Consider the following 26,721-nt stretch of genomic DNA (forward strand, 5'->3'; position numbering starts at 1 on the left):
GGAGAAGATATGGGGATTCAACAGCGCTTCTTTCAAATAGACAGCCAATGGAACGTTATCCATATTCCTGAACGTCCCAATGGATTTGCAATTTTTTTATTCGGCGATACAACCCATTACGTTGATGATAAAAGCAGTTTATGGACACAAAGCAATACACGTTCAAGATTTCTTTATAGTTTATTAACACAAGGTTATACTGTTTTTTATTCTCACTTACATGGCCGCCATTGGGGGAGTTCTGCAGCTGTTTCATTGGCAAAATCTGTGTATCAAGTGGTGATGAGAAAAGAAATATTAAATCCAAATATTCATATTTTAGCTGAAGGAATGGGAGCCCTTGTGGCATTGTCATTAATGGAAAAGGAGAGCTATATAAGGTCGGCTGCGATGATTAACCCGTGTTTAGATTTAAAAAAGCACTTCAACAATGAAAGAGATAATAAATTGTTTTATAAGCGTTTTAAAAAAGAGCTTGCTAAAGCATACCATATAAATATTGTTGAAGTGGAAACGTTAATTGAAAAATGGAATGAGCTTGAATCGTGTAAAACAAAAGTCCCGACTAAAATATGGCATTCTCCAAATGGGGTAAGTTATTCCGTTGAAGATCATTCGCGAAAATATGAAGAAAGACGTAAAAAGCAAAAAAGCGATATTTCGATTGTATTACCATTAAATGAAAGAAGTTTTTCATTTAATGAAGCACTTTGCAGGTTTTATCAACAAAATGAAAAGATGATCTAAACGTCAGTCTAGTTTAGATCATCTTTTATTATAGACGTCATACGATGATATATATACCTTTAACTTAATTAGGGATATGTATATGAGCTAAAATCAGTCCTTCTATGTTCTGCTCTTGAAACGATATAGAATTGATCATTAAAGAGTTGGGGGAGAGAAAAATGAGGAAAGTACTGGTTACAGGTGGATTAGGTTTTATTGGTTTTCATTTGTGTAAAAGGCTGTTGGAGGAAGGAATAGAAGTAATAGCAGTGGATAAATGTGAAAATCCAAATCGAAAACTTGTTCAAGAGGAGATGTTACTTTCAATCGGTAGAAATGCAAACTTTCAATCTATTAATAAAGGTTTTGGCGACTCTCTTTTTTCTAGTATTTTGAAAAATGTAGATTGTGTCTTTCATTTAGCTGTGCCTGCTATTTCTAGATCATGGGATAATTTTGGGAAAGTTATTTTTTCACATCTAACAGAAACAAGTCAGTTAATAACTGAATGTAAAAATAAAAACACCCAAGTTATTTATCTTTCTTCTATTGAAGTATATGGACCACGTTTTGGTATACTCACAGAAGAAACGCCGCTTAGTCCAATAACAAAGTTAGGATTATTAAAAACTGCAGAAGAAGCTCTGATCTTTCAAAAATTAGAAAATCATATGCGCAATTTATGTGTTTTAAGGGTTCCAACGATTTATGGTCCATGGCAGGGACAAGAGTCGACTTACCATCAATTACTTCTTACACAAATAAGAGGAAAAATGGATAAGGTTGTCGAAGATAGTTGTAGAGAAGATGTTATCTATATTAAAGATCTAATCGATATTTTATGGCGTGCAGGAAATAAGGAAGAAGTGGTTGGTGTTTATAATGTTGGCAGCGGAGAAAAAAATCAATGGAAAAAGGGCATTGAGCTTATTTCCCCAGCCTATTTAAGCTCCCTATCTCAACCATTTTTTTCAGTTGAAGTATCAATAAAAAAGCTAAAAAACCAATTAAACTTCAGTCCATCTACTTCATTACAAATTGGACTAAAGGAGCAGAAAGAACACATTGAAAAAATGATGAAGTTTAAAAAAATTTACAGTTAACAGAGCACTAGTTTAATACTAAATTTTATATAGGAAATTTGTTAAAGGGAGAGAAAAGGTATCATGCGCACACTATACATACTCATCATCATTTTTTCGTTCCTTATCACAATTAGCTGCCAAAATAAAGAGTCAGATCAGAAGTTGAAAAATGTGGGGATTTTACTTCCCGAAACAATTAATGATCAATCATGGAATACAAAAGGTTATGAAAGTTTACTTGGTATTCAAACTGAATTTGGAGTAGATGTTTTTTATAAGGAAGAAGTTAAAAGTCTTAATACGATACGAAAAACAATCATAGAGTTTCAACAGCAGGATGTAAATTTAGTTTTTGGTCATGGAAATATTTATGCAAAATATTTTGTGGAAATTCAAAATGAGTATCCTTTCATTCATTTTGTAACGTTTAATGGTGATGCAGAGGGACAAAGTTTTACAAGTTTACATTTTAAAGGTAGGGCAATGGGCTTTTTTGGAGGAATGATTGCAAGCGGGATGAGTAAAACAAATAAAGTTGGTATTATTGCAGCTTTTCCATGGCAGCCTGAAATAGAAGGTTTTGAATCTGGAGTAAAGTTTCAAAACAACAATGTCCAAGTAATTACAAGTTATACAAATGATTGGGCAAATGAACAAAAAGCGCTTTCCATCTTAGATGAATTTCTTAACGAAGGTGTAGATGTTGTTTATCCTGCAGGAGATGGATATAGTGTAGCAGTTATTGAAAAGTTAAAAAGAAAAGGTTTATATGCCGTTGGTTTTGTTACAGATCAGTATAATCTTGGAAAAGCTACTGTATTAACGAGTACTGTCCAGCATGTTGATCAGCTTTATATATTAGCAGCAAGACAATTTAACAATAATGAACTATCGTATGGCAATCTTTATTTTGACATGCAGGATGATGTGATTTCGATGGGGAAATACAGCGCAGAAGTGCCAGAACAGCTAAAACAATCTGTGCAATCAGCAATTGATTATTATGTAGAAAGCGGTCAATTACCCAATAAGGAGGAATTATAATGGTTGAAAAAACATTAGGAAATTATGATATTCATGATGCTGTTCATTTGTTACAAGGATTAAAGGAGACTAGGGAACAGCTTTTATCCGTACTTTCTAGTTTAAGTACAGAACAATTGCATGAAAAATTAACGAATATGCCTTCTGTTGGTCAACTATTAATGCACCTTATTGAATATGAAAGAGCTTGGCTTAAAGCGATTCATACTGACCAAGATCAGAAGGACATTTCAGCTGAATTTGATTATAAAGAAGATGATACAGTGAAGGGTTTTCAAAAATCATGGTTTTTAGCTCGATTAGCAGAAACGAGAGAACAAACGAGAAACTATTTTTATAAATTGTCTGATATTGAATTTAGGCGCCCTACCTTTCAAATTCGAAAAGAAGAAGAAGTGCTTCGTTATTCGCCAGAATGGATTGTTTATCATTTACTTGATCATGAAAGTTATATAAGAGGGCAGATTGCAATTATTTCCTCCTTAATTTTGCAAAAGCAAATCCTGTAACTTGGATAACAACAAACATGTTAATGGACTGAACAGTAGGAAAATACTTGATTTTTTACCGTTCTTTCTTGTATGGTATTACTGAGAAAATAAAAGTGAAGTTGGAGTGAACAGCATGGATCAAGAAATGAATATGAAGTTTATGCAGATTGCAATGAAGTATTTGCCTGAAGCAAAAGAGATGTTAGATCAAAAAGGAATTGAAATCGATATGGAAAATTTGCAGTCTGTCCTTAACTTGTTAATGCAGGTAATGGGAGATGCATATGAGTTAGGAAAACAAGAAGCAAAGCAATAAGAAAGAGTCACGTGAAGTGACTCTTTCTTATTTAGAATGGGCCATTCTCTTATTGAATGAATATGGGATAGGAAACATTTTTGTATAGGTGTGGGAGAAAACTAGAAAGTGTTGATATGAGCGGTATATACTAGACAAAAATAATAAAATCCATTAAAATTAGTACCAGGTCATAATAATTGATAGTAAATTTTTTATAAAGGAGACTATTTCATGAATGCTGGAATCTTAGGGTTGGGAAGATATGTACCTGATCGTATTTTAACCAATTATGATTTAGAAAAAATGGTTGATACTTCTGATGAATGGATTCGTACAAGAACAGGTATTCAGGAAAGAAGAATTGCCGGCGATGATATTGAAACGTCGGATATGGCTGCAGAAGCAGCAAAAGAGGCGCTTGAGCAATCAAAATTAACAGCAGAGGATATTGATTTATTGCTCGTGGCGACTGTTACTCCTGATTATGGTTTTCCGTCAGTCGCTTGTCTTGTACAGGAAAAGATTGGTGCTGTAAATGCATCCGCAATGGACTTAAGTGCTGCATGTGCAGGATTTATGTATGGAATGGTAACAGCAAAACAATTTATTGAAACAGGCACTTATAAAAATGTTCTTGTTATTGGTGCAGAAAAACTATCTAAAATTACAGATTGGAAAGATCGCAACACAGCAGTGCTTTTTGGTGATGGTGCTGGGGCAGCGGTAATTGGTCCTGTGTCAGATAATAAAGGAATTCTTTCATTTGAGCTAGGATCAGATGGAAGTGGAGCAAAACATCTGTATCAAGGTGAAAAATATATTTACATGAATGGTAGGGAAGTATTTAAATTTGCGGTTCGCCGAATGGGTGAATCATCTTTATCAGTCATTGAAAAAGCAGGGTTAACAAAAGAAGATGTTGATTATCTAGTACCTCATCAAGCAAATATTCGCATCATGGAAGCTTCAAGACAGCGTTTAGATTTACCAGAAGAAAAAATGGCGAAAACAATTGAAAAGTATGGGAATACTTCTTCTTCTACAATTCCGATCGCATTGTATGAAGCTGTTCAAGAAGAAAAAGTAAAAGATAATGATGTTGTGGTGTTGGTTGGTTTTGGCGGCGGCCTCACATGGGGAGCAGTTGCTTTAAGACTTGGTCAATAATAACATTAGAATAAGACTACATAAAGGGAGTTGAACAACTTATGAATAATCGTGTAGTAATTACAGGATTAGGTGCAGTATCTCCACTAGGAAATGATACACAAACTACATGGGAAAATGCTGTTAAAGGATTAAATGGAATTGGAAGGATGACAAGACGTGACCCTGACCTGTTTCCGGCAAAAGTTGCAGGAGAAGTAAAAGACTTTGATCCAACCCTTTACATAGACCGTAAAGAGGTTCGGAAAATGGATCTTTTTACTCAGTTTGCGGTAGCAGCTGCAATGATGGCAGTAAAGGATGCTGATTTAGAAATAACAGAAGAAATCGCTCCAAGAGTCGGTGTCTGGGTTGGTTCAGGAATCGGCGGTATGGATACGCATGAAGAGCAATTTAATATTTTTAAAGAAAAAGGCTATCGTCGTGTCAGTCCATTCTTTGTACCGATGATGATTCCTGATATGGCTGCAGGACAAATTTCTATTTTACTTGGTGCAAAAGGAATTAACTCTTGTACTGTAACAGCTTGTGCAACAGGAACAAATTCAATTGGAGATGCATTTAAAGTTATTCAACGCGGTGATGCTGATGTTATGATTACAGGTGGAGCTGAAGCACCGATTACAAGTATGGCGTTAGCTGGATTTAGTACGGCAAAAGCTTTATCATTTAATGATGATCCTAACACAGCAAGCCGCCCGTTTGATGCAAATCGTGATGGATTTGTAATGGGAGAAGGTGCAGGAATTTTAGTTCTTGAATCATTAGAGTCGGCTCAAAAACGCGGAGCAAAAATTTATGCGGAAATCGTTGGATACGGGGCAACAGGTGATGCGTATCATGTAACAGCTCCAGCACCAAATGGTGAAGGCGGTGTACGTGCAATGCGTCAAGCGCTCCAAGATGCTAACTTAAATCCAGAAGATATTGGTTATATTAATGCACATGGAACAAGTACACCATACAATGATAAATTTGAAACAATGGCTATTAAAACGGTATTTGGTGAACATGCTTATAAGTTAGCAGTAAGTTCTACAAAGTCGATGACAGGTCACTTATTAGGTGCAGCTGGTGGAATTGAAGCATTGTTTAGTGCAAAAGTTATTGAAGAAGGAATTATTCTACCGACGATTAATTATGAAACACCTGATTCAGAATGTGATTTAGATTATGTGCCAAATGAAGCGCGTGAACAAAAAGTAAATGCGATTCTTTCCAACTCACTTGGTTTTGGCGGACATAATGCATGTTTAATCTTTAAAAAATTTGAAAAGTAAGGAAAAAGAACCTTTAGGAGAGTGCTCCTAAAGGTTCTTTTTACGTAAAACAAACCATTAAAATCTACTTTAGTATGAAAAGGTAAGCATATGAGCGCAGTTTGTCCATATAAATAAACTAACTCCAATAACGAAAAATGAAAGGAGTACAATCAATGAGAAGAAACATTGATTGGTGCAAACAGTGATGGTTCGATTCTTATTATTGTTGATTGGTTTTGGTTTAGCAGTTATAGACGGCGTAAGTCTTATTGCATATTTAAATATTATTACGACTGGACACGGAATTAGCGGTTATTTGCTGTTTATTAAGTCAAAGGCAGAATTATATTTATTTTTAATTGGTAATGTATTAATTTGGTTAAGTATTTATTTTCCTTTTCAAAAGAGAAATCATTAAAAATTTAGAATTTATTTTACCAGAATAGGGTAGTAATGGAATAAAAAAATGTACCTCTGACTATACTGTTTGAAAAACATAATTAAAGTGAGGGGTTCAAATGTTATATTTGCACGATGTTTGGGTCAATTGGTTTGAAGGTGAGGAAAATGGATATAACGTTTGTGAATTTCATGAATGGAGAAAAGATGATTTTATTGAAATATTAGATCAAGTACCGGTCGTCTTGGTGGAGCCTAAGTTATTTTTTTATATCGAGAATAACTTAGCGGATTTACCTAATGAATTATTAGATGATATTCACAACAAAAGTTTTGTTAGAAAAAATAATGAACGTACATCGCTTGAATATTGCTTTATTGCGACTGATGGAAGTAGAGTAGTGGTTGTCAATACCTTAACTTATCAAATTCCGGTACGTAAAAGCAGATTAATTCCAAGACAAGAAGCAATGGTTCTTGAAATGAAAGATCAATTAGAAGTAAAGCATTATTATATACCAAACCCTATAGAAAACAAGGAATATCATATTTTATCGCCTAGTCCAGACATAATGAGCGGGTTAACTCGAAAAGAAAGACAATTAAAGCAGCTTTTATTTATGGCGCTTGATCAATTACATACAACAGGAAATGTGGCAGAAGTAAGATATTGGTATACAGAGTGTTTTCCTAAAAAATATGTTGAAATTCAAATGATGGATTTTGATGAAGCTTGGGACGCTTTATATGACGAACTGCAAAATGGATGGAGCAATATGCACTATCATTTATGTGAAAGACTAATTAAGGGACAACCTTTCTTTGAAAAAGTATGGGAGCTTGAAGAGGGTACACAAGTAAACTAAAAGAAAGCAACGGAGGAGTTGCTTTCTTTTAGTTTGCTATTAACGACGTCTTCTTTCTAATCCCATTGCTCGTTCTGCTTTAAAAAGCATTTTTTGTGCAGTGCGGTTTGCTTTTTCAGCACCTTTATCAAGAATTTCGTCAAGTTCATCTGAATTAATTAGCTCATGATAGCGCTCTTGAATGGGTTTTAATGCCTGAATAACTGCATTCGCTGTATCTTCTTTAAACTGTCCGTAGCCTTTTCCTTCATACATATTTTCAAGTTCTTCAATGGATTTATTGGCACATAAAGAATAAATTGTGAGTAGATTTGAAACACCTGGCTTCTTTTCTTTATCAAAACGAATCTCGTTATCAGAATCTGTCTGAGCACGTTTTATTTTCTTCAAAATTGTCTTTTCATCATCAAGCATTGAAATAAATGCATTTTGATTTTCATCTGACTTACTCATTTTCCTTGTGGGATTTTGAAGAGACATAATTCGTGCTCCTACTTTAGGAATACGCGCTTCAGGAATCGTAAAAATTTCATTGTACTGTCGATTAAAGCGTTCTGCTAAATCTCTCGTTAATTCAATATGTTGTTTTTGGTCTTCTCCGACAGGCACAATGTCTGTTCCGTACAGAAGAATATCAGCAGCCATAAGCGGAGGATATGTTAATAATCCTGCAGAAACGGCAGCTTTTCCTTCTGATTTATCTTTAAATTGGGTCATTCGTTCTAGTTCCCCTATGTAGCTTACACATTGTAAAATCCAGCCTAATTGAGCATGTGCAGGTACTTCTGATTGAATGAATACAGTTGATTTGTCTGGATGAATACCTACCGCAAGATATAGAGCTGCTAAGCTTCTTGAATTTTCTTTTAGCTTAGCCTTCTCTTGCGGAACAGTAATGGCATGTTGATTGACAATGCAAAAATAACAATTATATTCCTCCTGCAGGTCGACAAAGTGCTTCATAGCCCCTAAATAGTTGCCAAGTGTTAATGTGCCGCTTGGTTGAATGCCTGAAAAAATAGTTTGCATTTTTCCTATCTCCTTTCAAATATATAAGCATATAAAAAGGCTTATTCTTTCCTTCTATAATAGAAGGGACGAATAAGCCGCGGTACCACCCTTGTTATTTTATTAAGTGCACCTTAATAAAATCACTTTCTATGTAACGTCAAGATTTAACGTTTAAGCCTACTAAAATAAGGGGATTTATAACTTAATTTCCTTAAAGATTCGACTTAAATGCTCAAAAGTCCATTCCGTATTATTCCACTACCTGTTTTCACCACCCACAGGCTCTCTGAAGTTTCCTAATACGTACTCTTCTTTCTCATTGCATCATTATTCTTACTGTAAAAGTAGTATACAAATAAATTAAGAAAGTTGCAAATAAATAAAGGGAAAAATCTCATATTATACGTATAAGCTAAATTAGTAAAATTTACTTGAAAAACGATTCTTGTGATAATCGAGCAAATAAATTATAATTAAGCAGTAAAAACTATAAAATATTACGAAAATAAAAAAAGATAACGTTTACTATTATAAAAAACGTAATATTTGGTAGAGGGTGTAGGAAATTGCCACATTATTTCTAGATCTTAACATAAACTTAACGAAACTTGCACAATTACTTAATATTATTTATAATAAATAGTAAGAAAATTAGTTTTCTTTACGAAATTAATAGTTTTTTATGTATTAAAGTGTTGTAATCGTATTTGGTATTTTGAGGAGGTTAACTGAATAAGTGGAAAAGCTTGACACGCTCGATATGTCCATATTAACGATGCTTCAAGAAAATGGAAGGCGTTCCTATACTGAAGTTGGGAAGTACCTTAATGTAAGTGAGGGAACAATTCGTTCTCGCATTAATCGAATGTTAAAAGATGGGGTATTTGAATTTGTTATACATACCAATCCGAATAAAATTGGTTTAAATGTTCAAACCATTATCGGATTAACTACAAAATTAGGGATGCAGGAGAAAGTTGCAAAGCAGTTGAACCAATTTTCAGAAGTGCGGTTTGTAGGTGCATTTTCTGGTAAACATGATCTTATGCTTCAAGCTTATTTTAGAAGCAATGAAGATCTTGTTGATTTTGTAAACAACCAATTATCAAAAATTGATGGAATTGTTTCAGCAGATGTTTCCTTAGAATTAAAACAATATAAGGACTCTTTCTCATTTATTGAAAAAAAATAAGTTTTTAATCGTTTACTTTGTATCTTTTTTAGGAGGTGAGGCTTTCATATAAAGGCTTCATGATGTGCAGTATGAGGAATTATTAAATAGAATATAAAAGGGGAGAAAAAACGATTGAAGAAAAAACAATTTTCACTTATTGTAAGCTTGTTAGTAGTATTTAGTTTATTATTAACGGCATGCGGCGGAGATAATAAACAAGCAGAAGAAGGCGGAGAAAGTGGTAATGCACCCGCTCAAGAGTTAAGCGTTAACATTAACACAGAACCTTTCTCGCTTAACCCAAGTCTAGCTAATGATTCAACGTCATCAAGTGTCCTATTGCAAACATTTGAGGGGTTAACTCGTATTGATCAAAATGGGGAACCGCAAATGGCGATGGCAGAAAGTCATGAAGTGTCAGAAGATCTAAAAACATATACGTTTAAAATTCGCGAAGATGCGACATGGTCAAATGGTGACCCTGTAACCTCACAGGATTTTGAATATGCATGGAAATGGGTATTAGACCCAGCTTCTGAAGCACAATATGCTTATCAACTTTACTACATTAAGAATGCTCAAGCTGTAAAAGAAGGAAATGCATCAATGGACGAGCTTGGTGTAAAAGTAGTGGACGAAAAAACCTTAGAAGTGGAACTTGAAAACCCGACACCTTATTTCTTAGAATTAACAGCGTTTTATACTTATTTCCCGGTAAACAGCAGCATTGCTAAAGAAAATGCTGAATGGGCAACAGATGCCAGTGAAAACTATACATCAAATGGACCATTTGTTATGACATCTTGGGAACACAATGACAAAATTGTTCTTGAAAAAAATGAGAATTACTGGGATAAAGATGCTGTAAAATTAGATAAAATTGAATTGATTATGATTAATGATCCTAACACTGAACTCTCAATGTATGAAAATGATGAACTTGATTGGGCTGGTAAACCTACAGGACAACTACCATTAGAGGCAATTCCAGCGCTTAAAGACTCTGGTGAACTTCAAATTGAACCAATTGCAGGTACGTATTGGTATAAGTTTAACACAGAGAAAAAACCATTTAATAACAAAAAAATTCGTCAAGCATTTGCTTACGCGATTGATCGTCAGTCCATTGTAGACAATATTACAAAAGGTGGAGAAGTTCCTGCAATGGCAGCAGTACCACCAACAATGTTTGAAGAAAATGAAAAAGGTTATTTTAAAGATGGAGATTTAGAAACGGCGAAAAAGCTTTTTGAAGAAGGACTAGCAGAAGAAGGTTATGCAAGTGCAGCTGATTTGCCATCTATCATTCTCTCATACAATACAAATGAAGCTCATGCAAAAATTGCTCAAGCTATCCAAGATATGTGGAAGAAAAATCTTGGTGTAGAAGTGGAACTTGATAATGCTGAATGGGCTGTTTATATTGATAAGCTTCACAATGGCGATTATCAAATCGGACGTATGGGTTGGTTAGGTGACTTTAACGATCCAATTAATTTCTTAGAGTTATATAAAGAACAAGGTGGTAATAACGATACTCGCTGGACAAATGAAGAATTTAAAAACTTATTAAATCAATCTGCTACTGAAACAGATGAGCAAAAACGTGCCGAGATGTTAAAACAGGCAGAGGAGATTTTAATGGATGAAATGCCAATTGCACCAATTTACTTCTACACAAATACTTATGTTCATAAAGACAACTTAAAAGACGTTGTTATTTCTGGACTTGGTGATGTGCAGTTTAAATGGGCATACTTTGAATAAGAAAAAAGCCTTCTAGAGGTAAAGGTATATGGGATAAACCATATACCTTTACTTCTGATTACGCCTTTTTCAGAATATTTTGGAGGTGTGAATCTTTGTTTAATTATATTGTTAAACGGCTAATGTTTATGATATTAGCACTATTTCTTATTATTACAGCAACGTTCTTTCTAATGAAGGCGGCTCCTGGTGGTCCGTTTACATCAGAAAAAGAAATTCCAGCTGAAATTCAAAAAAGCTTAAACGAATATTATGGTTTGGATAAACCATGGTATGGTCAATACTTTGATTATTTAGTTTCAGTAGCAAAGTGGGATTTTGGTCCATCATTTAAATATAAAGGACAATCAGTGAATGATTTAATTAGTGATGGTTTTCCGGTTTCCTTTATTTTAGGGATGGAGGCAATTTTTATTGCGCTAGCTTTTGGGGTATTATTTGGAGTTATTGCTGCGTTAAGACATAACAAATGGCAAGACTATTCAGTAATGATTATTGCCGTACTCGGAATTTCAGTGCCAAGTTTTATTATGGCTTCTGCCTTTCAATATATGTTTGCGATGAAACTTGGGATCTTCCCGGTAGCTCGTTTTGAAACGTTTATGCACTCTGTATTACCAGCACTAGCCTTAGCATCTACTCCGCTTGCTTTTATTGCTCGTTTGATGCGCTCAAGTATGCTTGAAGTGTTAAATCAAGATTATATTAAAACAGCGAAAGCAAAAGGATTAAAAGAAAGTGTCATCATCGTAAAGCATGCTATTCGAAATGCATTAATGCCGGTTATTTCATATATGGGACCATTAACATCAGGAATTTTAACAGGAAGTTTTATTATTGAAAAAATCTTTGGTATTCCTGGTCTTGGCATGCACTTTGTAACAAGTATTTCAAATCGGGACTACACAACAATTATGGGTGTTACAGTTTTTTATAGTGTGCTTTTATTAGCTTCAATTCTTATTGTTGATATTCTGTACGGATTAATTGATCCTCGTATTAAATTAGCTGGAGGAAAGGGGGAATAACGATGTCACAGCATTTAGAAAAGCAAGCTGTTAGTCAGCAAAGCTTACCTAAAGAATATTTTGAACCTGCTAAAAAAGATAGTGATGAAGCGGAAAAAATCGGTCCAAGCCTTTCATTTTGGAAAGATGTATGGATGCGTTTTAAGCAAAATAAATTAGCAATTATCGGCGTAATATTGTTAGCAATGTTGGCATTTATGGCGATTTTTGGTCCTTATATGACACCATATGATTATCGAACAAACGATTTAGCAAATGCGAATCAAGCACCTTCTAGCGAACATTGGTTTGGAACGGATGAACTTGGACGTGATATGTTTACACGTACTTGGCAGGGAGCAAGAATTTCCTTATTTATCGGATTAGCTGCCGCGGTTATTGATTTAGCGTTAGGCGTTATTTGGGGTGGTATTGCCGCTTACTTTGGCAAACGAGTTGATGAAGTGATGATGCGAATTGCCGATATTCTTTGGGGAGTACCGTACTTGTTAGTAGTTATTTTATTAATGGTTGTTCTTGAACAGGGTTTAACGACTATGATTATTGCGATGTCTATTACTGGATGGATTGGGATGGCAAGAATTGTACGCGGCCAAGTGTTACAGTTGAAATCACAAGAATATGTGCTCGCTGCGCAAACGCTTGGAGCAAGCACAACCCGTATTATGGCACGTCATTTAATTCCTAATACAATGGGACCAATTTTAATTACGATGACACTAACTGTGCCAACAGCGATTTTTACCGAAGCATTTTTAAGTTATTTAGGATTAGGTGTTCCGGCACCGCTAGCTAGTTGGGGAACAATGGCAAGCGATGGATTGCCTGCATTAAAATATTATCCATGGCGCTTGTTTTTTCCTGCCACATTTATCTGTTTAACAATATTTGCCTTTAACGTAATTGGTGACGGACTGCGCGATGCTCTTGATCCAAGACTGCGTAAATAGGAGAGTGAGAAAATTGGAAAAAATATTAGAAGTAAATGATTTAGCTGTTTCTTTCCATACGTTTGCAGGAGAAGTAAAGGCTGTTCGCGGTGTTAACTTCCACGTTAATAAAGGAGAAACATTAGCAATCGTTGGAGAATCAGGATCAGGAAAAAGTGTCACAACTCAATCCATAATGAGACTCATTCCAATGCCTCCCGGTGAATTTGTGAATGGTTCGATTCTCTTTCAAGGGGAAGATCTTGTAAAGAAAACAAATAAACAAATGGAAAAAATTCGTGGGAAAGAGATTGGAATGGTTTTCCAAGATCCGATGACATCCTTGAACCCAACAATGAAGGTCGGACATCAGATCATGGAGGGGCTTATTAAGCATCAAAAACTTTCTAAAGAAGAAGCAAAAAAAGAAGCGATTAACCTTCTTGATATGGTAGGAATTCCGATGGCAGAAAGTCGAGTTAATCAATATCCGCATGAGTTTAGCGGCGGAATGAGACAGCGTGTTGTTATTGCGATCGCTCTTGCTTCAAAACCAAAGCTTCTTATCGCTGATGAACCAACAACAGCTTTAGATGTAACAATACAAGCACAAATTCTTGAGCTGTTAAAAGATTTACAGAAAAAAATTGATACATCGATTATTTTTATTACCCACGACTTAGGTGTTGTAGCAAATGTAGCAGATCGTGTAGCGGTGATGTATGCAGGACAAATTGTTGAAATGGGTACTGTTGATGAAATATTTTATAATCCAAAGCATCCATATACGTGGGGGTTACTTGGTTCAATGCCAAGTCTTGACAGCAAAAGTGATGAATTATATGCCATTCCAGGCTCGCCACCGAATTTAGTGAATCCTCCAATTGGAGATGCTTTTGCACCAAGAAATGAATTTGCAATGAAAATTGATTTTGAATTAGAACCGCCAATGTTTAAAGTTTCTGATACACATTACGCGAAAACATGGCTGCTTCACGAAAATGCGCCAAAAATTGAACCGCCCCTTGCAATTCAAAGTCGAATGAAGAAATTTCAAGAGAAAGCGGCCAAAAAGGCGGGTGAAAAAAGATGATAGAAAAGAGAGAGAAGTTATTAGAAATTGAAAACCTAAAGCAGCACTTTAAAAAAGGTGAGACTGTTATTAAGGCGGTAGACGGACTTACATTTAATATTTATAAAGGGGAAACATTTGGATTAGTTGGCGAATCAGGATGTGGTAAATCAACGACTGGTCGAACAATTATCCGCCTTTATGATGCGACAAATGGTAAAGTGATGTTTAATGGAGAAAATGTTCATGGAAGAAAATCTCGAAAAGAGTTAAAAAAGTTTAATCGTAAAATGCAAATGATTTTCCAAGACCCGTATGCGTCATTAAATCCAAGAATGACAGTTGCGGATATTATTGCAGAAGGCATTGATATTCATGGGCTGGCAAAAAATAAACAAGAGCGTATGGAAAAAGTGTATGAATTACTTGAAACAGTTGGTTTAAACCGTGAACATGCAAACCGTTATCCGCATGAATTCAGCGGTGGACAGCGTCAGCGTATTGGCATTGCCCGTGCTCTTGCTGTGGAGCCGGAATTTATTATTGCAGATGAACCTATTTCCGCATTAGATGTTTCCATTCAAGCGCAAGTAGTAAATCTTATGAAACGGCTGCAAAAAGAAAAAGGCCTTACCTATTTATTTATTGCCCATGATTTATCAATGGTTAAATATATAAGTGATCGTATTGGGGTAATGTATCGAGGTAAAATTGTTGAATTAGCGGAAAGCAATGAGTTATATAAGAATCCAATACACCCTTATACCCAATCTCTATTATCAGCGATTCCGCTTCCTGATCCTGATTATGAAAGAAATCGCAAGCGCCAAGTCTATGATCATAAAGATCATGAAGCCAACAGTGAAAATAGAGAATTACGTGAAGTAAAAGCTGGGCATTGGGTAGCATGTACAGAAGAAGAATATGCAAAATATAAAGATCAATATAGCTAATAAGAAAGGCCTCTTACTAAAAGGGGTCTTTTTTAATAATTATTTTTATTTGGTTAGTTAAGATAAAGGTAGTTTTAGGTAAGTAGGAGAAGGGAATAGACAAATAACTGCAGAGCATTTTATGTAATCAAAGCAATGCACAGCAGTGCACGCTTTGATACTAAACAGATTTTTTTATTTGATTTTCAAGTTCTTCTTCAACCATTTCATCAAGTCGTTTAATGCTTTGTAGGGCTCTTTCTTGATTTATTTTACGATAGTGGTGATTTCCCTTTGGTTCTTCGTCTGCTTTATCAGCAAGTGCAACTACTTTTTGAAGAGAGCTTAATTGAAGTTCTCCATCGGGTAAATAGGAGTCTGTATGAAGCAAAACAGCAAGTGCAATCTCTTTAGCGCTCGCAGGATGTTCGCCGCATCGAATTAACAGTTTATGGGCCCGTTCGGCACCTTTAATAGCATGAATGTCATATTTTTTGTATAGTTCAAAGTCCCATTTTCCATTTCGATACCATGTATAATGACCTATATCATGAAGAAGGGCTGCTTTTGTGGCAAGATCTACACAAACATTGTTTTTCTTTGCAAAATGAAAAGCATGAAAGGCAACAGCAATAGCATGAGCTTTGCCGGAACGACTTAAAAATTTATCTGCAATAGGATGTGTAAAAAGCTCAGTAAGTGTAACATGACGCATTTTTTAAGCCCCCTTTAATTGATTGAATTTTCGAAAATATAGTGTATACTTTAATATATTGTTTTACAATATAACATGTTCATTATGAACTTTCAATAATAGTTGTGATATTATCAAACAAAAAAAGAAATGAAACTGTATAAATAAGCATACTGTGTAAATAGAGGCTTAAAAAATAATTGGAAATAAACCTTTAAATCTTGGAAAGAGCTCATTATAATGTTACGTATTGTGTGTCGTTGTTTACGCAAAATATAGAGAAAATTAAAAGGTTGAGGTGCTGCATATGGGGAAAAAATTAATAAGTTTGAATATGATTGTAATACTGGTTTTTTTAGGTGGATTTAGTACTGTTATTGCTCAAGAAAGCAAACAAGTAGGTCTTCTTTCAAAGAAACAGTTAACTTTACAAGTAAAAGAACTTCCTGAGTTGATGCCGCGATTTAAATATGATACCGGTTTAACGTTTCAATACCCCGACGCTGTAAGAGGTATTTATGTAACTGGTCATTCAGCAGGTGGAAGTAGGTTTACTCAACTAATAAACCTCATTAATAATAGTGAATTAAATGCGATGGTTATTGATATTAAAGATGACTATGGCAACCTTACATATGTACCAAATGAAGAGGATCCGCTTCATGAATTTGGTCAGCCCTTTATAAAAGATCCAAGGGCTGTGCTCGAAGAACTTGAAAAACAGAAAATTTACCCAATTGCTCGAGTAGTGGTCTTTAAAGATTCTGTCCTTGCACAGAAAAAGCCTGAACTTTCTTTTAAAGAAAACGGCTCCTTATGGAAAAACCGGCGTGAAGAAGCATTTGTAAATCCTTTTATGAAAGAAGTATGGGAGCATAATGTTCAAATTGCCATTTCTGCAGCAAAACTTGGATTTAAAGAAATTCAATTTGATTATGTTCGATTTCCTGAAGGTTTTGAAAAACGTGATCAAACATTAACATATAATGAAGGAGAGTATGCATCATTAGAAGAGGACAATGTCCAAAAGCGTGTTAAAGCTGTTACAGATTTTGTAGCATATGCAAAAGAACAGTTAAAACCATATGATGTTGATGTTTCAGTTGATATATTTGGATACTCAGCAACACTTCCTGAAGCACCAGGAATTGGGCAAAACTTTAGTAAAATCTCCTCTCATGTAGATGTGATTTCTTCGATGATTTATCCTAGTCACTGGACTTCTTATTTTGGAATTGCAAAACCAGATTTAGAACCGTATCGATTAGTGTCAGAATATGCAAAGGTAGAAAATCAAATATTATCTAAATTAGAAAATCGTCCTACTTCTAGACCGTGGATTCAAGATTTTACAGCTAGCTATTTAGGAAGCGGCAACTACCGCGTTTATGGAAAAAAAGAGGTTGAAGATCAAATTCGCGCTTTAAACGAACAAAATATCAATGAATTTCTTCTTTGGAATGCAGGCAATAGTTATACAGAAAACGTAGATTACACGCCTCTTAGTAACTAGCTGAGCAGCATCTTGTTAAGAGAAGCCTGTAGAAATTAAAGAAAAGACACCTTTGTTGAGTCTCTTATAAGACAAAGGTGTCTTTTATGTTTCAATTTTTTCGACAAAACTAGTGTCTCATTTTTCCACTGATAGACACTGCTTGCTGTCTATATCTTTTATACTTATATACAACAAGGTGAAGGGGAGGAATTAATGTGAAACGTTATACAATATATCTTATAGAAGATGAAGCGGCAAAGTCTTGTTTTGGTCAAGAAGTCTTATTGTATAAGCTTTTCTTAAAAGGACAAGCCGATGTTTCTCCTCAACAAACTATTATAAAAAAACAAATTTCATATATAACGAGATTGATTCCTGTATTAACTATTCATAGTCGTTTACAAGAGAAACTTGGCGGATTGAACGGTTATGAGATGAAAGATAACCACATTATTTTTTGTCCTGACAGCAGAGCAGAACTGAGGATTTATTACGATCATATTGTGCTGCTTGCCAATGGATCCTTAGAGGCGGAAACAATGTTCTTTGAGATTCTTCGTCAGGTTGAAAGCTGTTTTTTTGCGATGAATTTTCAAAATCACCATTTTGGTTGGCTCAGTCCTATAAAAACAAAAAAAAATGGTGTAAAATTTGGTTGAATTAGCGTTTTATTCATATAAAACAATTCCAATTCACTAATTAATCTTGTATAATCAGTAGCGTGTGTAGTAAAATACACTGTAGATATAGTGAAGGAGGAAGTAATATATGTGGACTTATATTCTTGTGGGCGTGATAGCGCTTTTAGCAGGTGCAGCGCTTGGTTTTTTTATTGCCCGCAAATACATGATGGATTATTTAAAGAAAAATCCACCAATTAATGAAAATATGCTTCGAGTGATGATGATGCAGATGGGACAAAAGCCATCACAGAAGAAAATTAACCAAATGATGAAAGCGATGAATAATCAAGTTAATAAATAAAACAAAAAGCACTCATGGTTGTTGAGTGCTTTTTTATACGTTTTTTCCTTAGTTATTTCTTACTAAATTATTACTTTTAGCACCTCCCGTAATTTAAGGGAAAAATGATAAGATGATTATTGTATAAAATCAATTAAACAGACAGGATGAATGCTATGAAATTATTTAAAAAAATGAGTATAGGAGTAATCGCTTTAGCAGCTCTTACTGCATGTACTCCAACAGTTAATCAAGTAGAAGATCACGAACAAACTGTAAAAAACCCATCAGAAGAAACGGCCGACCATTTACAAGAAAATAATGATGAAAACAAGAAAGACTCGGATCAAGCTGCTAAAAACAATAACGAAGAAAAAAAGAAATTACCAACTCTTGCTGAAACAATTACGAAAGGAGAGAATGGAAAAGATGTAGTGACAAATCCGAATGATATTTTAGTAGTTGCAAATAAAGAAAGACGTTTACCTTCTGACTATATTCCGGATGATTTAGCTGAGCCAAATGTACCGTTTACCTTTGAAGAAGATGTACCAAAAAAGCTGATGCGAAAAGAAGCTGCTGCAGCATTAGAATCATTGTTTAATCAAGCAGAAAAAGAAAACATTCATATATTAGCACAATCTGGTTATCGTTCCTATGAAACACAACAAGCCATTTTCGCTTATAACGCCAAACGATATGGCAGTGAAGAAGAAGCGAATAAAGTAAGCGCATATCCAGGAGAAAGTGAACATCAAACAGGCTTATCCATGGACATAACGAGCTCTTCTGCCGAATATCAATTAGTAGAGGCGTTTGGAGAAACAAAAGAGGGAAGATGGGTAGCTGAAAATGCTCATAAGTTTGGGTATATTGTTAGATATCAAAAAGGGAAAGAGCAGATCACTGGTTATCAATATGAACCATGGCATTTACGTTATGTAGGAATAGAAGCAGCCTCTCATATTTATAAGCAAAATATGACGTTAGAAGAGTATTTACAATAAAAAGTAAAAATATTGTCAAACGATAGGCTGACATTAAAAAGGTTAGCCTGTTATTCTAAAGAAGGTTACAATTGAAACATTATTAATAAATAAGGGGCTGTACCTCATATGACTGACATTAATTTTTTATTAGCGTTCGGTGCAGGCTTTCTTTCGTTTATTTCTCCATGTGTCCTGCCCTTATATCCAGCATTCTTATCATATATTACAGGGGTTTCGGTTACAGAACTAAAGGAGGAAAACGGAATTTTGCAGCGTCGTGCTCTTTTACATACTACATTCTTTTTAATTGGTTTTTCGATTATTTTTGTTGTGCTCGGTATGTCTACCTCACTTATTGGTGGACTATTTATTCAATATAAAGAATTTTTAAGACAGATTGGCGCACTGCTTATTATTGTATTTGGTTTAGTTGTCGTGGGTATATTAAAGCCCAAGTTTTTAATGAGTGACAAAAAAATTATTTTTCGCAGTCGGCCAAGCGGCTACTTTGGATCTATTTTAATTGGAATGGGATTTGCAGCAGGATGGACGCCCTGCACAGGACCTATTTTAGCAGCTGTTATTGCCTTAGGGGTGACAAACCCAGAAAAAGGTATGCTGTATATGCTTGTATACAGCTTAGGATTTGCTGTACCATTTTTCCTTCTGTCTTTTTTTATTGGCAAATTTGATTGGATTAAGCGTAACAATCAAAAAATTGTATTGCTTGGCGGATACTTAATGATTGTAATGGGTGTTTTTCTATACTTTAATTGGATGACAAGAATTACTTCATTTCTTGTTGACCGTGTTTTCGGTGGTTTTCAAGGTTTTTAAATGATATAATAAAAAATGAAAAGGGGGCTGTACTAGTGAAAGCGGTAAGAACAAATGATTTAATTTTAAAAACAACGACTACAATGATCGTATTTGTTATTTTAGCCTTTTCAGTATATTTATTTTTAGCAGGGCATAATGCGCCAGGCGGTGGTTTTATTGGTGGCCTTATGACTTCAGCTGCTCTACTTCTTCTCTATGTTTCATACGGATTTAAAACGATGAAGCGAATTATAAAAGTGAATTTTCGAATGTTTATTGGATTTGGATTGTTAATAGCAGTATTGACTGGAATTGGATCTTTTTTCTTTAATGTTCCGTTTTTAAGTCATACATTTGCTCATTTTCATCATGTACCAGTTATAGGAGAAATTGAATTAGCAACAGCTATGCTGTTTGATTTAGGTGTTTATTTAACTGTAATTGGTGTTACGATGACTATTATTTTAACGATTGCTGAAGATGCTGGGTAAAAAAAGCGAGCCTTATAAAGTGCTCGCTTTTTTATTATTTTTGTTATCTAGTTGTATTTTGTGAAAAATGAAAGTACAATAAAAAAAGTGTATAACATTCCTTCTAAATGGAATCGGAAAGGGATGAGAAGGTGTTTATAGCAAGTACTGTTATTGCGGTGTTTATGGCGCTTATCGTTGTGATCATTCGTGTAAAGGCAAGTAAAAAGCCTGTTTCAGCAAAGAAAATTTTATTGCCACCTTTCTTTATGAGTACAGGATTTATGATGTTTCTATACCCGCCTGCACGCATTTCTGTGAGTGAAGCTGGTGAAGCGTTTATAGTGGGGGCTCTTTTTTCCCTTTTGCTTATTAAAACGTCTAAATTTGAAATAAAAAATAAAGCAATTTATTTAAAACGTTCCAAAGCTTTTATAGCCATATTACTTTTATTATTACTTGTAAGGATTGGACTTAAAGTTTATTTAGGTCAAACCATTTCATTTGAAGAAACAAGCGGTGTATTTTTTATTCTTGCTTTTGGTATGATTTTACCGTGGCGAATTGCTATGTTTATTACATACCGGAAATTTGAACAAATGCTTCATATGAGTGAAAGCAATAAAAGTCTCGTTTAGACTTTACTCTAAACGAGACTTTTATTGCAATAACTGTTTATATGGTTGAATGCTTATTTCTTTTTCATTTAGTTTTTTCATAAGAAACTTATGATCACGTTTTGGAGTTGCAATAATATATCCTCGTATAATTAAATCTTCTCGCATTGCTTTTGCTGACTCTTTTAAAGCGAGTTCACCAATTTTTGCAGCAATTTTTTGTTTTGCGACATCACGAAACAAACTTGGTACAGGCTCCACTAATTCATTTAATAACTTTTTTTGTTCCTCAGACCAAAGGTGATATGTTTTTTCTACGTAATATTCTTCCCAATCAATAATTGATTTTCCATCATCTTTTGGCAGTCTTTTTAAGAATTTGCGAAACATAAAATAGCCGCCGATAAGAAAAATGGTAATTAAAAAAAACATCCAAATTACAATAAACCCCATAAACCAAGGAGACATAAAACGTTCACCCCATTATAATATCTTCACTTATTTAAAAACTTTTTGCTGTGCAGTATGTAGAACTTTTCTAATCACTAGAGTATATTATAAATTTCTTTTAGTGTGAAATCAACAATATTTCATTTTATAATAAAATCCCGCACACCCTTTTTATTTTTAAGGATGTGCAGGATTGGACGGTCTTTATTTATGATTTATCGCTTGACGATGGGCATCCTGAGCTCGCTTTTGCGCCTCTTTATCATCAGCGTCAGCGAGCTCTTCTGAATATTCTTCATCATAAACGCTAACAAGCGGTTCTTCTTTATTAGCCGTTTGTGTTATTTCTTTGCGTTTAGTCACTGCTCTTCCTCCTTAAAAGTTCTAATGAAATGAAAGGTTAGTTTTAAAATCCTTCACCATTCTTTTGACGTGTATGGTTACGGTTTTTCACTTTTTTTGATCCGCTTAATGGTTTAGGCTGACCTGAATCATTTCCTTCTGGCGAATTTCTGCGAATATCCTTAAAATCGTTGCGTTCTCCCAATTGATTCGCCTCCTTTCTTGATTAGAGTGAACGAGTTACTTTTTTTTTATTCTTAGCTGTGAAGGTATAAGCAGTCGTTATTATGTTAAAAATAATTCAAGAATGTATTAAAGGAGTGAAAATATGCCTTATCATAAAGACAAACAACAAGCGTTTCAAGCGGCGCAGCAGGGATATAATGAAGCAAAAGAAGCGAGTTATGATTTAGTAATTGATTCAAGTGACTATGGAAAGCAATTAAAACATTTAAAACAAGAAGTAAATGAAGCGTATATGCAAATTGAAAATGCCCTTGAAGTGGCTTCAGAACATCAAAGAGAACAGCTCGAACGTTTTCAACAAGATTTATCAAATATTGTGAATCAATTGGATAGGGAGTAAAACAAAAATCCCGCTGTGCGGGATTTTTGTGGTTACTGTCGCTTTTTTGTTTTCTTGTTAAATTGACGCTGTTCGGCAGATAATGGTTCATTAGCAAATTCTGTTTGATGACCTTTGCTTTGACCAAATGCAGGGTTCATTTCAGGAGCACTGTTTTTTGTAGATCGTTTTGCCATTTCTATTCACCTCCACACACATAGTGTGGATAGAACTTTTAACTCTATACATTCCATAAGTATTTCTTATTAATATTGATAACATACTTGTAATTTACTTATGTTAATCAATGGTATATTATAATAATTGTGAATAAAAAGTAAAACAAATGGATTATTTCGACAACTTTTACTTTTTAGTATATCATAAAATCGAGGAGGGGAATTACATATGTCAACAAATGACGTTTATCAAGCAAAAAAGACATTTGACTCAAATGGCAAAACATATTATTACTACGATTTAGCAGCTCTCGAAAAAGCTGGATTTGGAAATGTTTCCAAACTTCCTTATTCGATTAAGGTTTTATTAGAATCTGTTTTACGTCAATATGATGGAAGAGTAATCAATAAAGAACATGTAGAAAACTTAGCGAACTGGGGTACAGATCAATTAAAAGATATTGATGTACCGTTTAAACCTTCTCGTGTTATTTTACAGGACTTTACAGGAGTTCCGGCTGTTGTAGATCTTGCATCATTACGTAAAGCAATGGCTGACATGGGGGGAGATCCTCAAGCAATTAATCCAGAAATTCCTGTGGATTTAGTTATCGATCACTCCGTACAGGTTGATAAAGCTGGTACTAGTGATTCACTTGAATATAATATGAGACTTGAGTTTCAACGCAACGAGGAGCGTTATAAATTCCTAAACTGGGCGCAAAAAGCTTTTGATAACTATCGTGCTGTGCCGCCTGCAACTGGTATTGTCCACCAGGTTAACTTAGAATATTTAGCTAACGTTGTACAATCTCAAGAAGTGAATGGTGAAACTTTAGCATTCCCTGATTCTCTTGTAGGTACTGACTCTCATACGACAATGATTAATGGTATTGGTGTTTTAGGATGGGGTGTTGGTGGTATTGAAGCAGAAGCAGGGATGCTTGGCCAACCTTCATACTTCCCAGTACCAGAGGTAATTGGAGTGAAGTTTACAGGTTCACTGCCAAAAGGTACAACTGCAACAGATGTTGCTTTAAAAGTAACTCAAGTTTTACGTGAGAAAAAGGTAGTAGGTAAGTTTGTTGAGTATTTCGGACCAGGGCTTACTGAAATGCCTTTAGCTGATCGTGCTACAATCTCAAATATGGCTCCTGAATATGGTGCAACATGTGGTTTCTTCCCAGTTGATGAAGAGGCGCTAAATTACATGCGTTTAACTGGGCGTTCAGAAGAGCAAGTAAAGCTTGTAGAAGAATATTGTAAAGCAAACGGACTTTGGTATGTTCCTGGACAATCTGAAGATCCAACATATACAAGTGTTGTTGAAGTGGATCTTTCTAAAATTGAAGCAAATCTGTCCGGTCCTAAGCGTCCGCAAGATTTAATTCCACTTTCTAAGATGCAAAGCGAGTTCCATAAAGCAGTTACTGCACCTCAAGGCACACAAGGTCTTGGTTTATCACAAGATGAGTTCAAAAAAGAGGTTACTGTAAAGTTTGCTGATGGAAGCGAAGCGGCTATGAAAACAGGCGCAATTGCAATTGCTGCTATTACAAGCTGTACGAACACTTCTAATCCATATGTAATGCTTGGTGCAGGTCTTGTTGCCAAGAAAGCAGTAGAAAAAGGTCTTCAAGTTCCTGAATATGTAAAAACATCTTTAGCGCCAGGATCAAAGGTTGTAACAGGTTACTTACGTGACTCAGGATTAGAAAGCTATTTAGATCAATTAGGATTCCAGAATGTAGGTTACGGCTGTACAACATGTATTGGTAACTCAGGTCCATTAGCAGATGAAGTTGAGGAAGCCATTTATAAAAATGACTTAACTGTTACGTCTGTTCTTTCTGGTAACCGTAACTTTGAAGGTCGTATTCACCCGCTAGTAAAAGCGAATTATCTTGCTTCACCTCCACTAGTTGTAGCTTATGCATTAGCTGGAACAGTAGATGTTGATCTAAACAATGATTCGCTTGGAAAAGATAAAGATGGTAATGATGTTTTCTTTGATGACATTTGGCCGTCAACAGAAGAGATTAACGAAGTTGTTGCAAAAACTGTTACTCCTGAATTATTTAGAAAAGAATATGAGGATGTATTTAAAAGCAACCCACGTTGGAATGAAATTGATACAACAGATGAAGCGTTATATAAATGGGAAGAGGATTCAACTTATATTCAAAATCCTCCTTTCTTTGAAAATTTATCAGCAGAGCTTAATGAAATTAAGCCGCTGAACAGCTTAAGAGTAATTGGTAAGTTTGGTGATACGGTAACAACTGATCATATTTCACCAGCAGGTGCAATCGCAAAAGACAGCCCTGCAGGTAAGTATTTACAAGAAAAGGGTGTAAGTCCTCGTGACTTTAACTCTTATGGTTCACGACGCGGAAATGACCGTGTAATGACTAGAGGTACGTTTGCAAATATTCGTATTCGTAACCAAATTGCTCCTGGTACAGAAGGTGGCTGGACTACTTATTGGCCAACAGAAGAAGTAATGTCTATTTATGATGCAGCAATGAAGTACAAAGAAAATGGTACAGGACTTGTTGTAATTGCCGGTAAAGATTATGGTATGGGAAGTTCTCGTGACTGGGCTGCAAAAGGAACAAACCTTTTAGGCATTAAGACAGTTATTGCTGAAAGTTATGAGCGTATCCACCGCAGTAACTTAGTATTAATGGGTGTGTTACCACTGCAGTTTAAAGAAGGCGATACAATTGAAAGCCTTGGATTAACTGGAAAAGAGCACTTCTCAGTTGAAATTGATGAAAATGTAAAACCTCGTCAAGAATTAAAAGTAACAGCAGCTGATGAAGAAGGAAACACAACAGAATTTAATGTAATTGCTCGTTTTGATAGTGAAGTTGAAATCGACTATTATCGTCATGGCGGCATTTTACAAATGGTACTTCGTGATAAGCTTTCTAAATAAGGATGCTTTCCTACAAAATGTTTCATAAAACTGCTGAGGCTTTCTCAGCAGTTTTATTTTATAATGAAGAGAAAATGAAGATATACATTGAAAATTTCACGTACTATATTAATTTTATAATTGTGTAAAAAAAATGATATGATAAATATATCTTCTAAAATAAAGGTGGAAAAATATAAGATGGTTTTTATTCCTAATAGTAGGGCTTGTTCTATTAACGGCTTGTTCTGACACACATAATGAAGGTATTCCTGTTACAAAAGTGGTGGATGGAGATACAATAAAAGTACAGTTAAACGGAAAAGAAGAGACGATCAGAATGCTTTTAATTGATACTCCTGAAACTGTTCATCCTAACAAGCCGGTTCAGCCTTTTGGACCAGAAGCAAGTCAGTTTGTAAAAAGTAAACTTGAAGATCAAAATGTTACACTTGAAATGGATATTAGTGAACGTGATAAGTATGGAAGACTTCTCGCATATGTGTATACAATGGACGGAGAAATGATTAATGAACGCTTATTAGAAGAAGGGTTAGCACGAGTTGCTTATGTGTTTGAACCTAATACTAAATATGTAGATAACTTTTACAAAATACAACAGCAAGCACAGCAAGAGGAAAAGGGCATTTGGAGTATGGAAAATTATGCAACAGATGAAGGTTCCAATTACGATGCTGCCGTTGATACATCAGCGGAAACAATAGAAAAACAAAATAGCGGTTGTGATATCAAAGGGAACATTAATTCAAGTGGTGAGAAAATCTATCATCTCTCATCAGGACGCTATTATAAACAAACAAAAGCAGAAAGAATATTTTGTACGGAAGCTGAGGCGAAAAAAGCAGGCTTTCGAAAAGCGCTTCAATAATAAAAACCATGAGTAATTTACTCATGGTTTTTATTATTTTAAAAAAGAAATGAAAGTGTGGGAAATTTTAATATA

At 34.9% G+C, this 26,721-nt stretch carries 31 protein-coding genes and 1 other annotated feature; of the genes, 25 read left to right on the forward strand and 6 right to left on the reverse strand.

Annotation, left to right across the window (positions count from 1 at the left end; translation table 11 throughout):
- Nucleotides 1-9: 9 nt before the first annotated feature.
- The 9 genes from DS031_RS03455 to DS031_RS03495 all read left to right on the forward strand — a co-directional run bounded on the left by DS031_RS03455 (nucleotide 10) and on the right by DS031_RS03495 (nucleotide 7,341).
- On the forward strand, nucleotides 10-747 hold the full coding sequence (locus tag DS031_RS03455) for an alpha/beta hydrolase (RefSeq protein ID WP_113804540.1): 738 nt from the start codon (nucleotides 10-12) through the stop codon (nucleotides 745-747).
- Between the two features lie 131 nt (nucleotides 748-878).
- Entirely contained in the window at nucleotides 879-1,832 is a 954-nt protein-coding gene (locus DS031_RS03460; protein ID WP_142675742.1) for an NAD-dependent epimerase/dehydratase family protein, read from the forward strand.
- Nucleotides 1,833-1,895: 63 nt separating this feature from the next.
- Entirely contained in the window at nucleotides 1,896-2,858 is a 963-nt protein-coding gene (locus DS031_RS03465; protein ID WP_113804542.1) for a BMP family ABC transporter substrate-binding protein, read from the forward strand.
- Nucleotides 2,858-3,367 (forward strand): DinB family protein, encoded by a 510-nt coding sequence (locus DS031_RS03470; RefSeq protein WP_113804543.1) that lies wholly within the window; start codon nucleotides 2,858-2,860, stop codon nucleotides 3,365-3,367. Before DS031_RS03465 ends, DS031_RS03470 begins: the two co-directional genes overlap by 1 nt.
- 115 nt (nucleotides 3,368-3,482) lie before the next feature.
- Nucleotides 3,483-3,665 (forward strand): ComZ family protein, encoded by a 183-nt coding sequence (locus DS031_RS03475; protein WP_113804544.1) that lies wholly within the window; start codon nucleotides 3,483-3,485, stop codon nucleotides 3,663-3,665.
- Nucleotides 3,666-3,878: 213 nt separating this feature from the next.
- On the forward strand, nucleotides 3,879-4,814 hold the full coding sequence (locus DS031_RS03480; RefSeq protein ID WP_113804545.1) for a beta-ketoacyl-ACP synthase III: 936 nt from the start codon (nucleotides 3,879-3,881) through the stop codon (nucleotides 4,812-4,814).
- 41 nt (nucleotides 4,815-4,855) lie between these two features.
- The gene (fabF, locus tag DS031_RS03485; protein ID WP_113804546.1) at nucleotides 4,856-6,094 is read left to right on the forward strand and encodes a beta-ketoacyl-ACP synthase II; all 1,239 of its coding nucleotides are present in this window, start codon (nucleotides 4,856-4,858) and stop codon (nucleotides 6,092-6,094) included.
- Between the two features lie 175 nt (nucleotides 6,095-6,269).
- Complete coding sequence (locus DS031_RS03490; RefSeq protein ID WP_342767225.1) at nucleotides 6,270-6,494, forward strand: YuzI family membrane protein; 225 nt, start codon at nucleotides 6,270-6,272, stop codon at nucleotides 6,492-6,494.
- Between the two features lie 100 nt (nucleotides 6,495-6,594).
- The gene (locus DS031_RS03495) at nucleotides 6,595-7,341 is read left to right on the forward strand and encodes a YjbA family protein (protein ID WP_113804547.1); all 747 of its coding nucleotides are present in this window, start codon (nucleotides 6,595-6,597) and stop codon (nucleotides 7,339-7,341) included.
- A 39-nt stretch (nucleotides 7,342-7,380) separates the two neighbouring features.
- On the opposite strand, the gene trpS is transcribed toward DS031_RS03495, so the two are convergent.
- On the reverse strand, nucleotides 7,381-8,370 hold the full coding sequence (trpS, locus tag DS031_RS03500; protein WP_113804548.1) for a tryptophan--tRNA ligase: 990 nt from the start codon (nucleotides 8,368-8,370) through the stop codon (nucleotides 7,381-7,383).
- 61 nt (nucleotides 8,371-8,431) lie between these two features.
- Nucleotides 8,432-8,681, reverse strand: a binding site (T-box leader).
- 407 nt (nucleotides 8,682-9,088) lie between these two features.
- Between trpS and DS031_RS03505 the strand changes: the two genes are divergently transcribed.
- The 6 genes from DS031_RS03505 to DS031_RS03530 all read left to right on the forward strand — a co-directional run bounded on the left by DS031_RS03505 (nucleotide 9,089) and on the right by DS031_RS03530 (nucleotide 15,275).
- Complete coding sequence (locus DS031_RS03505) at nucleotides 9,089-9,544, forward strand: Lrp/AsnC family transcriptional regulator (RefSeq protein WP_113804549.1); 456 nt, start codon at nucleotides 9,089-9,091, stop codon at nucleotides 9,542-9,544.
- 114 nt (nucleotides 9,545-9,658) lie between these two features.
- Entirely contained in the window at nucleotides 9,659-11,293 is a 1,635-nt protein-coding gene (locus DS031_RS03510) for a peptide ABC transporter substrate-binding protein (RefSeq protein WP_113804550.1), read from the forward strand.
- A gap of 95 nt (nucleotides 11,294-11,388) precedes the next feature.
- Complete coding sequence (locus DS031_RS03515; protein ID WP_113804551.1) at nucleotides 11,389-12,321, forward strand: ABC transporter permease; 933 nt, start codon at nucleotides 11,389-11,391, stop codon at nucleotides 12,319-12,321.
- Between the two features lie 2 nt (nucleotides 12,322-12,323).
- A complete protein-coding gene (locus DS031_RS03520; protein WP_113804552.1) occupies nucleotides 12,324-13,271 on the forward strand; it encodes an ABC transporter permease in 948 nt (315 codons plus the stop codon).
- The gene (locus tag DS031_RS03525) at nucleotides 13,243-14,343 is read left to right on the forward strand and encodes an ABC transporter ATP-binding protein (protein WP_425451920.1); all 1,101 of its coding nucleotides are present in this window, start codon (nucleotides 13,243-13,245) and stop codon (nucleotides 14,341-14,343) included. Before DS031_RS03520 ends, DS031_RS03525 begins: the two co-directional genes overlap by 29 nt.
- Complete coding sequence (locus DS031_RS03530) at nucleotides 14,340-15,275, forward strand: ABC transporter ATP-binding protein (protein WP_113804554.1); 936 nt, start codon at nucleotides 14,340-14,342, stop codon at nucleotides 15,273-15,275. The genes DS031_RS03525 and DS031_RS03530 overlap by 4 nt, the downstream gene beginning before the upstream one ends.
- Nucleotides 15,276-15,435: 160 nt before the next feature.
- Here the strand turns inward: DS031_RS03530 and DS031_RS03535 are convergent, their stop codons facing one another.
- The gene (locus DS031_RS03535) at nucleotides 15,436-15,969 is read right to left on the reverse strand and encodes an HD domain-containing protein (protein ID WP_113804555.1); all 534 of its coding nucleotides are present in this window, start codon (nucleotides 15,967-15,969) and stop codon (nucleotides 15,436-15,438) included.
- A 286-nt stretch (nucleotides 15,970-16,255) separates the two neighbouring features.
- On the opposite strand from DS031_RS03535, the gene DS031_RS03540 reads away from it, so the two are divergent.
- From DS031_RS03540 to DS031_RS03570, 7 genes are all read left to right on the forward strand, one after another.
- Nucleotides 16,256-17,461, forward strand: a complete 1,206-nt coding sequence (locus tag DS031_RS03540; RefSeq protein WP_113804556.1) for a putative glycoside hydrolase — start codon at nucleotides 16,256-16,258, stop codon at nucleotides 17,459-17,461.
- A gap of 197 nt (nucleotides 17,462-17,658) precedes the next feature.
- Nucleotides 17,659-18,102, forward strand: a complete 444-nt coding sequence (sirA, locus tag DS031_RS03545) for a sporulation inhibitor of replication protein SirA (protein WP_181832994.1) — start codon at nucleotides 17,659-17,661, stop codon at nucleotides 18,100-18,102.
- A 109-nt stretch (nucleotides 18,103-18,211) separates the two neighbouring features.
- Nucleotides 18,212-18,427 (forward strand): YneF family protein, encoded by a 216-nt coding sequence (locus DS031_RS03550; protein WP_113804558.1) that lies wholly within the window; start codon nucleotides 18,212-18,214, stop codon nucleotides 18,425-18,427.
- A gap of 155 nt (nucleotides 18,428-18,582) precedes the next feature.
- Nucleotides 18,583-19,413: a M15 family metallopeptidase gene (locus DS031_RS03555; protein WP_113804559.1), complete on the forward strand. Its 831-nt coding sequence runs from the start codon at nucleotides 18,583-18,585 to the stop codon at nucleotides 19,411-19,413.
- Between the two features lie 108 nt (nucleotides 19,414-19,521).
- Nucleotides 19,522-20,232, forward strand: a complete 711-nt coding sequence (locus tag DS031_RS03560; protein ID WP_113804560.1) for a cytochrome c biogenesis CcdA family protein — start codon at nucleotides 19,522-19,524, stop codon at nucleotides 20,230-20,232.
- A gap of 35 nt (nucleotides 20,233-20,267) precedes the next feature.
- Nucleotides 20,268-20,705 carry a Na(+)/H(+) antiporter subunit B gene (locus DS031_RS03565; RefSeq protein ID WP_281269092.1) on the forward strand — a complete coding sequence of 146 codons (438 nt, stop codon included), beginning with the start codon at nucleotides 20,268-20,270 and terminating at the stop codon, nucleotides 20,703-20,705.
- A gap of 131 nt (nucleotides 20,706-20,836) precedes the next feature.
- Nucleotides 20,837-21,322, forward strand: a complete 486-nt coding sequence (locus tag DS031_RS03570; RefSeq protein ID WP_113804561.1) for a CcdC family protein — start codon at nucleotides 20,837-20,839, stop codon at nucleotides 21,320-21,322.
- 21 nt (nucleotides 21,323-21,343) lie between these two features.
- Here DS031_RS03570 and DS031_RS03575 read toward each other — a convergent pair whose 3' ends face one another.
- The 3 genes from DS031_RS03575 to DS031_RS03585 all read right to left on the reverse strand — a co-directional run bounded on the left by DS031_RS03575 (nucleotide 21,344) and on the right by DS031_RS03585 (nucleotide 22,298).
- The gene (locus DS031_RS03575; protein WP_113804562.1) at nucleotides 21,344-21,769 is read right to left on the reverse strand and encodes a DUF2621 family protein; all 426 of its coding nucleotides are present in this window, start codon (nucleotides 21,767-21,769) and stop codon (nucleotides 21,344-21,346) included.
- A gap of 186 nt (nucleotides 21,770-21,955) precedes the next feature.
- Nucleotides 21,956-22,114 (reverse strand): YfhD family protein, encoded by a 159-nt coding sequence (locus DS031_RS24390; protein ID WP_113804563.1) that lies wholly within the window; start codon nucleotides 22,112-22,114, stop codon nucleotides 21,956-21,958.
- Between the two features lie 43 nt (nucleotides 22,115-22,157).
- On the reverse strand, nucleotides 22,158-22,298 hold the full coding sequence (locus tag DS031_RS03585) for a small acid-soluble spore protein P (RefSeq protein WP_113804564.1): 141 nt from the start codon (nucleotides 22,296-22,298) through the stop codon (nucleotides 22,158-22,160).
- Nucleotides 22,299-22,421: 123 nt separating this feature from the next.
- On the opposite strand from DS031_RS03585, the gene DS031_RS03590 reads away from it, so the two are divergent.
- Nucleotides 22,422-22,679, forward strand: a complete 258-nt coding sequence (locus DS031_RS03590; RefSeq protein ID WP_113804565.1) for a hypothetical protein — start codon at nucleotides 22,422-22,424, stop codon at nucleotides 22,677-22,679.
- Nucleotides 22,680-22,711: 32 nt separating this feature from the next.
- Here DS031_RS03590 and sspO read toward each other — a convergent pair whose 3' ends face one another.
- Nucleotides 22,712-22,855 (reverse strand): small acid-soluble spore protein O, encoded by a 144-nt coding sequence (gene sspO / locus DS031_RS03595; protein WP_113804566.1) that lies wholly within the window; start codon nucleotides 22,853-22,855, stop codon nucleotides 22,712-22,714.
- A gap of 211 nt (nucleotides 22,856-23,066) precedes the next feature.
- Between sspO and acnA the strand changes: the two genes are divergently transcribed.
- Together acnA and DS031_RS03605 are read left to right on the forward strand one after the other, a co-directional pair.
- Nucleotides 23,067-25,778: an aconitate hydratase AcnA gene (gene acnA, locus DS031_RS03600; protein WP_113804567.1), complete on the forward strand. Its 2,712-nt coding sequence runs from the start codon at nucleotides 23,067-23,069 to the stop codon at nucleotides 25,776-25,778.
- A 319-nt stretch (nucleotides 25,779-26,097) separates the two neighbouring features.
- Nucleotides 26,098-26,646 carry a thermonuclease family protein gene (locus tag DS031_RS03605; RefSeq protein ID WP_342767223.1) on the forward strand — a complete coding sequence of 183 codons (549 nt, stop codon included), beginning with the start codon at nucleotides 26,098-26,100 and terminating at the stop codon, nucleotides 26,644-26,646.
- Nucleotides 26,647-26,721: the final 75 nt, after the last annotated feature.

The organism is Bacillus taeanensis (assembly GCF_003318295.1).
GTDB classification, from domain to species: domain Bacteria; phylum Bacillota; class Bacilli; order Bacillales; family UBA6769; genus Maribacillus; species Maribacillus taeanensis.

Bases quoted from the DNA above. Each gene is read 5' to 3' on its own strand.
- DS031_RS03480 (WP_113804545.1), top strand. From the start codon at position 3,879: ATGAATGCTGGAATCTTAGGGTTGGGAAGATATGTACCTGATCGTATT.
- DS031_RS03555 (WP_113804559.1), top strand. From the start codon at position 18,583: ATGAAATTATTTAAAAAAATGAGTATAGGAGTAATCGCTTTAGCAGCT.
- DS031_RS03470 (WP_113804543.1), top strand. From the start codon at position 2,858: ATGGTTGAAAAAACATTAGGAAATTATGATATTCATGATGCTGTTCAT.
- DS031_RS03575 (WP_113804562.1), bottom strand. From the start codon at position 21,769: ATGTCTCCTTGGTTTATGGGGTTTATTGTAATTTGGATGTTTTTTTTA.
- fabF (WP_113804546.1), top strand. From the start codon at position 4,856: ATGAATAATCGTGTAGTAATTACAGGATTAGGTGCAGTATCTCCACTA.
- DS031_RS03560 (WP_113804560.1), top strand. From the start codon at position 19,522: ATGACTGACATTAATTTTTTATTAGCGTTCGGTGCAGGCTTTCTTTCG.
- DS031_RS03540 (WP_113804556.1), top strand. From the start codon at position 16,256: ATGGGGAAAAAATTAATAAGTTTGAATATGATTGTAATACTGGTTTTT.
- DS031_RS03550 (WP_113804558.1), top strand. From the start codon at position 18,212: ATGTGGACTTATATTCTTGTGGGCGTGATAGCGCTTTTAGCAGGTGCA.
- DS031_RS03455 (WP_113804540.1), top strand. From the start codon at position 10: ATGGGGATTCAACAGCGCTTCTTTCAAATAGACAGCCAATGGAACGTT.
- acnA (WP_113804567.1), top strand. From the start codon at position 23,067: ATGTCAACAAATGACGTTTATCAAGCAAAAAAGACATTTGACTCAAAT.
- DS031_RS03605 (WP_342767223.1), top strand. From the start codon at position 26,098: ATGCTTTTAATTGATACTCCTGAAACTGTTCATCCTAACAAGCCGGTT.
- DS031_RS03590 (WP_113804565.1), top strand. From the start codon at position 22,422: ATGCCTTATCATAAAGACAAACAACAAGCGTTTCAAGCGGCGCAGCAG.
- trpS (WP_113804548.1), bottom strand. From the start codon at position 8,370: ATGCAAACTATTTTTTCAGGCATTCAACCAAGCGGCACATTAACACTT.
- DS031_RS03535 (WP_113804555.1), bottom strand. From the start codon at position 15,969: ATGCGTCATGTTACACTTACTGAGCTTTTTACACATCCTATTGCAGAT.
- DS031_RS03475 (WP_113804544.1), top strand. From the start codon at position 3,483: ATGGATCAAGAAATGAATATGAAGTTTATGCAGATTGCAATGAAGTAT.
- DS031_RS03465 (WP_113804542.1), top strand. From the start codon at position 1,896: ATGCGCACACTATACATACTCATCATCATTTTTTCGTTCCTTATCACA.
- sspO (WP_113804566.1), bottom strand. From the start codon at position 22,855: ATGGCAAAACGATCTACAAAAAACAGTGCTCCTGAAATGAACCCTGCA.
- DS031_RS03530 (WP_113804554.1), top strand. From the start codon at position 14,340: ATGATAGAAAAGAGAGAGAAGTTATTAGAAATTGAAAACCTAAAGCAG.
- DS031_RS03525 (WP_425451920.1), top strand. From the start codon at position 13,243: ATGCTCTTGATCCAAGACTGCGTAAATAGGAGAGTGAGAAAATTGGAA.
- DS031_RS03495 (WP_113804547.1), top strand. From the start codon at position 6,595: ATGTTATATTTGCACGATGTTTGGGTCAATTGGTTTGAAGGTGAGGAA.
- DS031_RS03520 (WP_113804552.1), top strand. From the start codon at position 12,324: ATGTCACAGCATTTAGAAAAGCAAGCTGTTAGTCAGCAAAGCTTACCT.